This window comes from Corallincola spongiicola, assembly GCF_004284785.1.
GTDB classification, from domain to species: domain Bacteria; phylum Pseudomonadota; class Gammaproteobacteria; order Enterobacterales; family Neiellaceae; genus Corallincola; species Corallincola holothuriorum.
In genome coordinates, this window is the sequence record NZ_SHLY01000001.1 from 414,347 (window position 1) to 425,981 (window position 11,635).

The following is an 11,635-nucleotide window of genomic DNA, read 5'->3' on the forward strand; positions in this document are numbered from 1 at the left end:
ATTAAGAAAACAGTTGCAACTAACCAAATTTCTTAGTTAGACGTTTTATGGTGCGTATTACTATCCACAGATTTTGTGGATAACTTTGTTGATGAATTAAGTGGTTGGCGTTATCTTGTTGTTTTTATGCAATAAAAATTATTGATCGAAGAGTGAACAATCAAATTCTCAATATCCCCGCGAATAAATGTCAAGTAAAAAAAAAGGAGCTAAGCTCCTTTTTTTTTACTTTTATGGTCTGAATTGGCGACTTTAGCTTACGTTATCCAACTGTCTGGATTGGATCGCTGTTAAAGCGATTGTATAGACAATATCTTCCACTAACGCACCGCGAGATAAATCATTAACAGGCTTGCGCATGCCTTGCAGCATGGGGCCAATACTGATTAAGTCTGCTGAACGTTGAACGGCTTTATAGGTTGTGTTGCCAGTATTCAGATCTGGAAAGATGAAGACAGTCGCTTGACCAGCGACAGGGCTGTTAGGCGCTTTCTTCTTCGCTACATTTTCCATGACAGCAGCATCGTACTGCAGTGGGCCATCAATAATCAGTTCTGGACGCTTCTGTTTGGCAATTTCGGTTGCCAAGCGAACCTTGTCTACATCTGTACCTGTGCCGCTAGTACCCGTGCTGTAGCTGATCATGGCAACTTTGGGTTCAATGCCAAATGCTGTTGCTGAGTCTGCCGATTGGATAGCGATATCAGCCAATTGTTCTGCAGTAGGATCTGGGTTAATCGCGCAATCGCCGTAAACCAGAACTTGGTCAGGTAACAACATAAAGAAGATCGATGATACCAAACTGCAACCTGGCGCCGTTTTGATAAGTTGCAGTGGTGGCCTGATGGTGTGTGCTGTGGTGTGAACAGCACCAGAAACCAAGCCGTCGACTTCATTTTGCGCTAGCATCATCGTGCCTAGCACGACTTCATCTTCTAGTTGCTCGTCGGCAACGACTTCGGTCAGCCCTTTATGCTTACGCATTTCAACCATCGGTGCGATGTATTTTTCACGTACTGCGAGCGGGTCGATAATCTCTACGCCTTCGCCAAGGGTTACCCCTTGTTGACTAGCGATACGAGCGACTTCATCGGGATTACCCAAGAGGACGCAACGTGCGATACCACGTTCTGCGCACATAGCTGCAGCTTTAATGGTTCTTGGCTCTGTGCCTTCTGGCAGCACAATCCGTTTATTCGCCTGGCGCGCTAACTCTGTCAGCTTATAACGGAATGCCGGAGGTGAGAGTTTCCGCTTACGATCTGTACCTGCCACTATCTGATGGATCCAGCCTTCGTCAATGTGGCTGGCTGTGTAATCCTGCACCTGTTCGATCCGTTGGGGGTCGTCAGTTGGCACTTCAAGATTAAATGCTTGCAGGTTGAGTGATGTTTGCCACGTGTTGGTATCCACCAAGATAACAGGCAGTCCACCAACCATCGCGGGTTTACACAGCTCCATTAAGCTTGCATCAGGCTGGAAGCCGCCAGTCAGCAATAATGCACCAATCTCGACGCCATTCATTGCTGCTAGGCAAGCTGAGACGATGACATCTGGGCGATCCGCTGATGTCACGAGCAAGCTACCAGGTTTAAAGTGGCTGATCATATTGGGCACGCTGCGGGCACAAAATGTCACGCTACGCAGGCGGCGACCGGCTAATTCCCCTTCGTTAATGACTTCGGCGTTCAGGTGGTCAGCGAGGTCTTTAACTCGTGGTGCAATTAGATCGTATGTCCATGGAATACAGCCTAATAGTGAAACTTTCGAATGCTTAAACGCTTTGATAATAGCATCGACGGATGCATTACTATGGGCTTCGCTACCTTCAAATATTTCACTAAGGTCAGGGCGGGTACGTCCTTGATCGTCCACTGGTGCGCCGACCTTGTTGACGATAACTCCCAATAGTTGGGTGTTCTTGTCTCCGCCCATATTGTTGTGGGCGATTTCTACGCGCTCTCGCAGCTGCCCTGCATCATCAACTCCTGGGGTCGCAACGAATACAACTTCTGCGTCCAGCGCTTTGGCGATATCGATATTTGCGCGATTTGCCCAGGGTGAGCGGCGAGTGGGCACTAAACCTTCGACTACCACGGTATCGTCATTGCCGCAGAACTGTTGATAGCGGGCGACGACCTCTTCGAGTAAGACATCGCGTTGGTCACTACTGATCAATGATTCTGCGTAGTGCATGCGCAATGGCTCAGCTGGTGTCAGGCTGGTCGCATTATTAATAATCGCGGTTGAACGTTCAGGGCCTTTATCACCAAGCCTGAGCTGTGCAACTGGCTTGTAAAAACCGACACGGGCACCTTGGCGTTCTAATGCGCGAACCATACCTAAGCTGATGGTTGTGAGACCGACGCCGCCACCGATGGGAATAAGCATTATAGTGCGTGACACTATGAACTTCCTTTTGTACTTGAGTAAGATAAGCCCGAGTAAATGACTCGGGCCGCTTAGTACTACTTAGCCAAACGAACACTGTCTCTGGCGATGACAAGCTCTTCGTTGGTTGGAATAACCAATGCTTTAACACGACTCTCAGCAGAGGTGATTTCACCTGCTTTGCCAAAGCGGCAATTCATGTTTGCGTCGTCATCAACTTCAAAGCCAAACACAGGTAGCAGCTCTAAGGTATCTTTTCTGATCGCTGCTGCGTTTTCGCCGATACCACCAGTAAATACGACAGCATCAATGCTAGGCAGCGCAGCTGCATAACTGGCGATGTATTTAGCTAATCGATAAATAAATACCTCATGAGCACGGATCGCTTCCGGCTTGCCGCTCTCGAGGCCATCTTCAACATAACGACAGTCGCTGGTGACTTCGGTTAATCCTAACAAGCCGCTTTGCTTGTGCAGCATGTTGTTTACTTCTGTGAGGGTGTAGCCAACGTTGTCAACCAAATGGAAAATGATAGCCGGATCAATATCGCCTGAACGGGTACCCATGACAAGCCCTTCAAGAGGTGTCAGACCCATGCTGGTGTCTACACTTTTGCCACCTTTTACCGCACAAACAGAACCACCATTACCTAGGTGAGCAACGATAACATTCGTTTCAGCTATCGGTTTGCCAAGCATCTTAGCGGCTTCTTGGCTAACGAAATAATGGCTGGTGCCATGCATGCCGTAACGTCGAATACTGTGTTGACGGTACATTTTATAGGGCAGGGCGTAAAGGTAAGCCTGCTCAGGCATGGTTTGATGGAATGCGGTATCGAATACGGCTACTTGCTTAAGCGCAGGAAACGCAGCTTGAGCTGCACGAATACCGATTAGGTGCGCCGGGTTGTGCAGAGGAGCAAGTGTGGCACAGGCTTCGATTCCCTCTATAACAGTGTCATCAATAACGATTGAACTGGTGAAACGTTCGCCGCCATGAACCACGCGATGACCGATTGCTACGAGCGATTCAGCTAGACCAGGTTGCTTATTAATTAATGCAACTATGAAATCAAGCGCTTCTCTGTGGGCTGAGCCAGCACCTAATTTTGCTTCATCCTTCTCACCTTTGAGTTTCCACTTAATGCGAGATTCGGGAAGGTGGAGGCATTCGGCTAAGCCGGAAAGAATTTCGTCGCCGTTATCTGCATCAATAATGGCGAACTTGAGAGACGAACTACCGCAATTAAGAACAAGAACTAAGTTGGCACTCATAATAGTCGTTTAGCCTGAGTCAAGTTGTTTGGGGGATGAAACACCCGTTCATCAGTTAAAGTCACATAAGAATAGAACAAAAAGCATTGTTCGGTGCGCTCTGCTGATGATGGAGTGTAGGCGCGAGCAAATATATATCTAATGTAATAAAATTACAAAAAATCCCTGTGCTCGCCTTAACTTAGGTCAATTTTTAGCACTATATGATCAATCGGCAACGCCGGACCTGGGTTATGGGATAGTTTTGGCGAAAATGTTGTCACATGAGGTACACTCATAGATGTGAATCAAGTTTTAAGCAGGGGTACGTGGTGTCGCAACTAACAGAGTTACTGCAGCAAGGGCAACGCTACATGAACATTTGGCCTATCCGACCTGAACTGTATCGTCATTTCCCTGAGATTCGGGTAATACAGTTTACTCGCTGGGCGACTCGTTGGCTGCCCGGCTTTGCGGTGATGTTACCTGCTTTGCAATATCTGTTGGTCGATGGTTTGTTTTTTGCTCAGATGATTGCTGTGAGCCTACTGCTTATGTCGATTCCGTTTCAAGGCTTACTCTGGCTTGGGCATCGCGCTACTCAACCTTTACCGCCCTCATTAAGTGGATGGTATCGAGATATCCACGCTCGGATGAATGCTGAAGGGTGTCAGATATCTCCAGTAAAATCACAACCGCAGTTTTTGGATATGGGCGCTTTGCTAAACCAAGCGTTCAAGCAGTTAGAATCTTCAAGGCTGCAGCGTATTTTCTAGCCAAGGCCATCACACGTTTCAGTTCAGAATCGTGTTCCATTCAACGAGTTTTATTTGGCTGTTTTACAGGTGGTAATAAAGCTTATTGCTCCTTCATTCGCAGTGCCATCTGCCATGAACATGAATAAACTGCGTTGGCCTGATATCGACGTTATACCAACGAGCGCGCGCCATAATTGCTCTCTAAATAGAGTTGACTATTGTGATGATAAAAAGGAGAACGAGCCTGCTGTGAAAGGTGGCGGCAGTGACTAACTCCTACCGCCGAGATCTTTTAACTCGCTAGGCCAAGTAATATCAGCAATAACTAATACATCACGTGATGGCCATAGCTAGCGATCACATCTTTTATTGCTTCCATTGTTTCTTTACTTGGTGGCTTGACACCATCAAGGTCATATTTTTCACCCATGGCTTCCCACTTGTGTTTGCCCAACTCGTGATAGGGAAGTAGTTCTACTTTTTCAATATTTTTCATCTCCTTGATAAAATTACCAAGGGCATGTGCTGACTCAATATCGTCTGTATAACCACCGACGACCACATAACGTAGCCAAACAGGTTGGTTCTTGTCTGCCAAGTATTGAGCAAATTGCAGTGTTCTTTTGTTGCTCACTTTTGTTAGGTCAATATGCTTGGCATCATCAATTTGCTTAATGTCCAACATCACCAAATCAGAGACGTCGATTAGCTCATGAATATCGTCGTTATAGACACGAACGAAGCCATTGGTGTCGAGACAGGTGTGGATCCCCTCGGCTTGGCAGGCTTTGAATAGCTCTTTAACGAAGGCTGCCTGTAAAATTGCCTCGCCTCCCGATGCCGTTACGCCACCACCACTGGCATTCATAAAGTGACGATAACTCTGCATCTCTGACATCAACTCTTCAACGGTGACTTCTCGTCCACCGTCTAGATCCCATGTATCGCGGTTATGGCAATACTTACAGCGCATCAAACAGCCTTGCATAAATACGATGTAACGAATGCCAGGGCCGTCCACGGTGCCGCAGGATTCAGTGGAGTGAACTCTACCTTTTATTGCTGCCATGATATCTCCATAAAAAAAGGCCTTGAGTACCGAATACGCAAGGCCTTACTTTTATACCCTAATTTCTAGCAACTTACAGCGTTGCGGTGAATGTCCGGGTAATAACGTCTTGCTGCTGCTCTTTGGTCAGAGAGTTGAAACGTACTGCATAACCAGAGACACGGATAGTTAACTGAGGATACTTCTCAGGGTTTTCCATCGCATCAAGTAACATTTCGCGGTTCATGACATTAACGTTCAGATGCTGACCACCTTCGATAGCTGATTCATGGTGGAAGTAACCATCCATCAAACCTGCCAAGTTCTGCTTACGGGTGTCATCATCTTTACCCAACGCGTTAGGCACGATAGAGAAAGTGTAGCTGATGCCATCTTTTGCATAAGCAAATGGCAGTTTAGCAACTGATGTCAGTGATGCCACGGCACCTTTTTCATCGCGACCATGCATTGGGTTAGCACCCGGAGCAAAAGGAGCACCGGCAGCGCGGCCATCTGGCGTGTTACCCGTTTTCTTACCATAAACAACGTTAGAAGTAATGGTGAGAACTGACTGAGTAGGTACAGCATCGCGATAAGTGGACAACTTCTGAATTTTCTTCATGAAGCGCTCAACCAAATCACAAGCAATTTCGTCTACACGAGTGTCGTTGTTACCAAATTTAGGGAAATCACCAACAGTTTCGAAATCTGTGGCGATACCATCTTCGTCACGTACAGGCTTAACTTTTGCGTACTTGATTGCAGCAAGGGAATCAGCAGTGATCGAAAGGCCTGCGATACCACATGCCATTGTACGACGAACGTCACGATCATGCAGTGCCATCAGCGCGGCTTCATAGCTGTACTTGTCGTGCATATAGTGGATGCAGTTCAACGCACCAACATATTGCTTGGCCAACCAATCCATGAAGTGATCCAGGCGCTCCATCACAACGTCGTAGTCGAGGAACTCATCTGTAATTGGTGCTTCTTTAGGACCAATCTGGATCTTCAGCTTCTCGTCCATACCACCGTTGATTGCGTACAGTAAGGTCTTGGCCAAGTTGGCTCGGGCACCAAAGAACTGCATATCTTTACCGATACGCATTGGGCTTACACAGCATGCGATCGCATAGTCATCATAATCAAAGTCTGTACGCATCAAATCATCGTTTTCGTACTGAATAGATGAGGTGTCGATAGATACTTTTGCACAGTACTTTTTAAAGTTTTCTGGTAATTGCTCTGACCAAAGTACAGTGGTGTTTGGCTCTGGGCTTGGGCCCATGGTGTATAGCGTATTCAAGAAGCGGAAGCTGGTTTTAGCAACCAAGGGACGACCGTCAAGGCCCATACCACCAATTGATTCCGTTGCCCAGATAGGATCACCAGAGAACAGATCGTCGTACTCAGGGGTACGAAGGAAACGAACCATACGCAGTTTCATTACGAAATGGTCAATCATTTCCTGAGCTTGTTCTTCAGTAAGCTTACCAGCCGCGATGTCACGTTCAATGTAGATGTCGAGGAACGTAGAGACTCGGCCTAAGCTCATAGCGGCGCCGTTTTGGCTCTTAACTGCAGCGAGGTAGCCGAAGTATGTCCATTGGATCGCTTCTTGTGCTGTTTGTGCAGGCTTGCTGATGTCACAACCGTACTTAGCGGCCATCTCTTTCATCTGGCCTAAGGCACGATGTTGTTCGCTAATCTCTTCGCGCAGACGAATCGATTTTTCAAGGTTTGCGCCGTCAGGGGCAGAGTACATATCTTCTTCAAGGCTGATATGTTGTTTAACCTTGTCTTTCATCAGCGCGTCGATGCCATAGAGGGCAACGCGACGGTAGTCACCAATAATACGGCCACGACCATAGGCGTCAGGTAAGCCGGTGATAACACCTGATTTACGACAGTTACGGATATCTGCTGTGTAAACATCGAATACACCCTGGTTGTGGGTTTTACGATATTCACTGAAAACTTTGTTGACCATAGGGTCGAGTTCGCGGCCGTAGACTTTGCAAGATGTCTCAACCATGCGAATACCACCGTTACAGATGATCGCACGCTTCAGCGGCTTATCAGTCTGCAAACCAACGATGGTTTCTAAGTCTTTATGGATATACCCGGCGTCGTGAGAAGTAATGGTTGCTGGGTTGTCGGTATCGAAATCGACAGGTGCGTGGGTTGTGTTTTCTTGCTTGATACCTTCCATGACGGTATTCCACAACTGAGTTGTGGCTTCGGTGGCACCGGCAAGGAAGCTCTCATCACCTTCATATGGCGTGTAGTTCTTTTGGATGAAGTCGCGAACGTTAACTTCTGTTTGCCAATCACCTGCTGTAAAACCGTCCCAGGCGTTAACTGATTTTGACTCTGGCATTACGTTTCCCCTTGTCACACGTGACATAAATTAAGACTACATTTGAAGCTGGTGCCAATGTCTGCTCGGGCTTGCGCACCTGCTAAAAGGATAGCTTGTTTGCCTCAGTTTATATGATTTTTTTGCGCTCTAGGCGACACATTGTAACCATTGGTGCAATGTCGTTTCGTCACCGATGAAATGCTTATTTCATACGTTGTAAGGCAATTACATACCACTTACTTCAGTATCAAAGAAATGGGTGGATAAACCAAAATTCACGCTGTCATCTTACCAGTAGGTAGGCCGTAATAATTGATCTGGATCAGTTATTTTTATTTTTTGTAATTTTATTACAGAAATTGTCAGAGTGTTTGTTAACCAATTGAAAATATAACATTAAATTAATATGTTATCTGTTTGTACTTGTTTTGCTGATTACTGGTGAGATAGGGAACCATCTAAAACCCCAGCAGTTATGGGGTTTAAACCTGTCAAGGCGCCGGCTTCTAGCCACATTGCAGCGCTAATTCAGAGGGTTGATTCTGCTTATTTATTTGTTACAGACAGTTAGCTAATTATGATCAACATCAACTAAAAAAGTTGAAAAAAAACTACACTCCTTTCCATGATCTGTATGCTTGCTGGCGACACTGCTATTTCTGGCCATTCGGCTATCTTATTTAGATTCGTCCATCGAGCACTGACACTGTTTTGTTTTTAATCATTTAGAGGAAGCCAACGTCGCTATGGGTAACCATCAAGATATTGATCCGGTGAATCCGGCTAACGCTGACACCACAGAAGAGCGCAGCTATCGCGAACTGCATCGCCCTAGTCGGGAGTTTGATACTCGTGCCGACTATTTAGACCATGAACTTCAGATCATGAAGCCTCGACGCTATGGTTTGAATTTACCTGGACGTGACTTCCGATTTGAACTGGAAGATTTAGTACCTGCGATCGCTGGTACTATCGGCATTATTGCAATGTATTCAGCAGTGATGATGGCTTGGGCCGCGGGTCTCTCTGATAAATGGGAACATATTGACCTTGGGGTTGAGTTTGCCATTGAAGTGGCACGTGTAGAGATGATTATCCCTGCTTTCTTGTTTTGTATTCTGGCGTCGGGTTTCATCAATCCCAGAGCAAACTTAGCGGGTAATCATGGCCCCATGATCCCAATGATCTTTATGATTGCTATGGCCGGTGCACATCCATTAGCTCTGGCTATCTTAATCGGCGTATTCGGCTTGATTTTGAGTGCGGTAAAGGGGGGCTCCCGATTAGTTAATTTAACCAGTGAAGGTGTCGCCGGTGGCTTGTTGGTGTTCCTCGGCTTTACTGGCTCCATCAGCCAAATAGACTCTCTGATTTCTTGGGCGAATGGCTTGAGTAATGAAGCTGAAGGCGTTGCTGCTGGTGATATGGGATATATTGCCTTAATTGTTTTGGCTATTACTGTCGTTGTTTATGCGGTTCTCGCTAAATTAGGTAAGCGCTGGCTCGCTATTCCGTTGTGTGCTGTCACTGGTTTTGTCGTAGCGATGCTATCAGGCGCCAGTTTTGACCTTAACTTCACTACGCAACCTGGTTTACCTAACCTCAACCCTGTGTATTGGTGGGGTTCTACTGAAGAGGGTTGGATGTTGGGCTTGCCCAATATGCAGCACTTTATTGCATCATTACCGTTCGCTATCTTGGCCGTTGCTATGTGGTCACCAGACTTCCTTGGGCACCGTATTTTCCAAGAACTGAACTATCCGAAGAAGACCGAAAAAGTATTGATGGATGTAGATGACACCATGACCATGTGTTCAGTTCGTCAAATGGTCGGTACAGCGGTTGGTGGCGGTAATATCACGTCTAGTTGGGGTACTTATATGATCCCTGCTGCAATTGCTAAGCGCCCAATCCCTGGCGGTGCGATTCTTCTTGGTGCTCTGGTTATGGTTATTGCTATCGTGGGCTACCCGATGGATGCTGCAGTTTGGCCACCAGTGATGCGTATCGCTTTGTTGGTTGGTGTTGCCTTGCCTCTGTTGGAAGCTGGCATGCAGATGATTAAAGATGCGAAAGACTCTCAGTCTGCTGGTATCTGTATTTTTGCTGCGATGGTTACTAATCCAGTTTTAGCTTGGGCACTGACCATGCTGCTTGATAATAACGGCTTGATTGGTGATAAAGAGCGTCCGAAGAGACTGAGCAAGTTGGATCGTCTTGTCATTCCTACCGTGGTATTGATTGTTTGTGCCGCAGCGATGTTGGCTGTTGGTATGCTGGAAGGTAAGTTTGGTATACCAGCATTGCTATAGCTGTAACTAGTTAATATACAATAGTTTCGAAGCCGCTTATCTGTGATAAGCGGCTTTTTTTATATTTAGTGCCGCAAACTGTAACTATTCATGATCGTACGCAGATTCAGAAACTAACTGTTTGATTTTAAGCCGTAGCTAACCAGTGAAATGTGCGATCAAGTGTTACACTTATGACGTAAGTATTTTTCCTGTTGCGTATGTAGGCTCTGCTATTTTATTAGGTTTAGGTGCGCTACAAATCAACCCCTAAACGGAGGGTAATCTCATGAGTGTGCAGTTCATGGTTAGCATTGTTGGTCCTGAGCATCAGGGTATGTTGAAACTCATGGCGGAGAAGACGCATAGTTTGGGGGGGCGCTGGTTAGATAGCAAAACTAATCATCTAGGCGGACAGTTTGCGGGATTAATTAAAATAGATATCCCTGCAGAGAATGAAACGCAGATGAAAGGGGAGTTTGCTGCACTTGAAGGATTTAATGTGCTTTTCAGCCCGATTAAGGACGCTGAAGTTGGCGCTACGGTCAATGTGAGTTACGACTCCAGTGATCGCCCTGGATTGGTGAGTGAAATTACTCATTTACTGACCGAAGAGGGAGTGAAGGTTGAACATATGGAAAGCCACCGCGTAGGTGTGGTGGAGCTGGGCTCTAATATATTTACCGCACAAATGAAGCTCAGATTGCCGCAGGATGTCGAACCGAACACTATAGCGGCAAAGCTTGAGTCTTTAGATGGTGATGCCGTCGTTAATCTGAATTAGAACATCGCCTTCAATAGCAAAAAGCCCGGCCATTTGACCGGGCTTTTATTTAAGTCATTCTCTCGCTTAATCGTCAGATCCAAAGAAACGCAAGAAGAACATGAATATGTTGTAGATACCGACAAAGATTGTCAGTGAGGCTGATACATAGCTTGTTTCACCACCGCGGATGATAGCTTGGATTGTCATCATGATGGCTAGACCAGAGAATATGGCGATACCGCCGGAAATCATCAGGCTGATTAAGCTGCTACCCATAAAGATATTTAAGACGACACCGCCCAATAATACCCAAAATGCGATACTCATTGCGCCGCCGAGCAGGCTAAGGTCTTTCTTCGTCGTGGTGGCGTAGAGAGATAAACCAAACATAGATAGGCCGGTCATCGCTAACGCCATAAATACGGCGTCAGGCTTCACTGCTAAATACATACTGATGATTGGACCACTGGCGTATCCCAACAAGCCTGCAGCCGCGAGTGCGCAGAAGAAACCGGTCATGTTGTAACGGTTTTTCTCAACCATGAATGAAAGGCCATAAAACCCGGCTAGGAAGATGATCCAATGCACAGGTGGCAAAGCGAGTAGGGTGGCAGCTACACCTACGGCGGCTGCAGTAGCGAACTGTAATCCCACCATGAAAAAGGTATTTTTTAATACTTTGTTCTGTTCCTGAATAACGCCTTGTGACGCTGTTGAAACCACGCTCATAGCTTTTCCTTATTTCCCTGTTGGCTGAGGCCACCGC

General features: G+C 46.4%; 8 protein-coding genes. 3 read left to right on the forward strand and 5 right to left on the reverse strand.

The features are described from left to right. Positions 1-252 precede the first annotated feature (252 nt). Together pta and EXY25_RS01810 are read right to left on the reverse strand one after the other, a co-directional pair. A complete protein-coding gene (gene pta, locus EXY25_RS01805; RefSeq protein WP_114336751.1) occupies positions 253-2,406 on the reverse strand; it encodes a phosphate acetyltransferase in 2,154 nt (717 codons plus the stop codon). 62 nt (positions 2,407-2,468) lie between these two features. After that, complete coding sequence (locus tag EXY25_RS01810; protein ID WP_114336750.1) at positions 2,469-3,665, reverse strand: acetate kinase; 1,197 nt, start codon at positions 3,663-3,665, stop codon at positions 2,469-2,471. 311 nt (positions 3,666-3,976) lie between these two features. Between EXY25_RS01810 and yfbV the strand changes: the two genes are divergently transcribed. Beyond that, the gene (yfbV, locus tag EXY25_RS01815; protein ID WP_158537941.1) at positions 3,977-4,420 is read left to right on the forward strand and encodes a terminus macrodomain insulation protein YfbV; all 444 of its coding nucleotides are present in this window, start codon (positions 3,977-3,979) and stop codon (positions 4,418-4,420) included. Between the two features lie 307 nt (positions 4,421-4,727). Here the strand turns inward: yfbV and pflA are convergent, their stop codons facing one another. Together pflA and pflB are read right to left on the reverse strand one after the other, a co-directional pair. Continuing rightward, positions 4,728-5,471 carry a pyruvate formate lyase 1-activating protein gene (gene pflA, locus EXY25_RS01820; protein ID WP_114336748.1) on the reverse strand — a complete coding sequence of 248 codons (744 nt, stop codon included), beginning with the start codon at positions 5,469-5,471 and terminating at the stop codon, positions 4,728-4,730. A 73-nt stretch (positions 5,472-5,544) separates the two neighbouring features. Continuing rightward, positions 5,545-7,830 carry a formate C-acetyltransferase gene (pflB, locus tag EXY25_RS01825; protein ID WP_114336747.1) on the reverse strand — a complete coding sequence of 762 codons (2,286 nt, stop codon included), beginning with the start codon at positions 7,828-7,830 and terminating at the stop codon, positions 5,545-5,547. Between the two features lie 728 nt (positions 7,831-8,558). Here pflB and EXY25_RS01830 point away from each other — a divergent pair. Together EXY25_RS01830 and EXY25_RS01835 are read left to right on the forward strand one after the other, a co-directional pair. Next, positions 8,559-10,124: a DUF3360 family protein gene (locus tag EXY25_RS01830; RefSeq protein ID WP_130565513.1), complete on the forward strand. Its 1,566-nt coding sequence runs from the start codon at positions 8,559-8,561 to the stop codon at positions 10,122-10,124. A 268-nt stretch (positions 10,125-10,392) separates the two neighbouring features. Then, positions 10,393-10,887, forward strand: coding sequence for a glycine cleavage system transcriptional repressor (locus EXY25_RS01835; RefSeq protein WP_114336745.1), 495 nt, complete (start codon positions 10,393-10,395; stop codon positions 10,885-10,887). Positions 10,888-10,953: 66 nt separating this feature from the next. On the opposite strand, the gene EXY25_RS01840 is transcribed toward EXY25_RS01835, so the two are convergent. Continuing rightward, entirely contained in the window at positions 10,954-11,598 is a 645-nt protein-coding gene (locus EXY25_RS01840; RefSeq protein ID WP_130565514.1) for a Bax inhibitor-1 family protein, read from the reverse strand. Positions 11,599-11,635: the final 37 nt, after the last annotated feature.

Excerpts from the sequence above, each read along its gene's own strand:
- EXY25_RS01810 (WP_114336750.1), bottom strand. The coding sequence starts at position 3,665 with ATGAGTGCCAACTTAGTTCTTGTTCTTAATTGCGGTAGTTCGTCTCTC.
- pflA (WP_114336748.1), bottom strand. The coding sequence starts at position 5,471 with ATGGCAGCAATAAAAGGTAGAGTTCACTCCACTGAATCCTGCGGCACC.
- pflB (WP_114336747.1), bottom strand. The coding sequence starts at position 7,830 with ATGCCAGAGTCAAAATCAGTTAACGCCTGGGACGGTTTTACAGCAGGT.
- EXY25_RS01830 (WP_130565513.1), top strand. The coding sequence starts at position 8,559 with ATGGGTAACCATCAAGATATTGATCCGGTGAATCCGGCTAACGCTGAC.
- EXY25_RS01835 (WP_114336745.1), top strand. The coding sequence starts at position 10,393 with ATGAGTGTGCAGTTCATGGTTAGCATTGTTGGTCCTGAGCATCAGGGT.
- EXY25_RS01840 (WP_130565514.1), bottom strand. The coding sequence starts at position 11,598 with ATGAGCGTGGTTTCAACAGCGTCACAAGGCGTTATTCAGGAACAGAAC.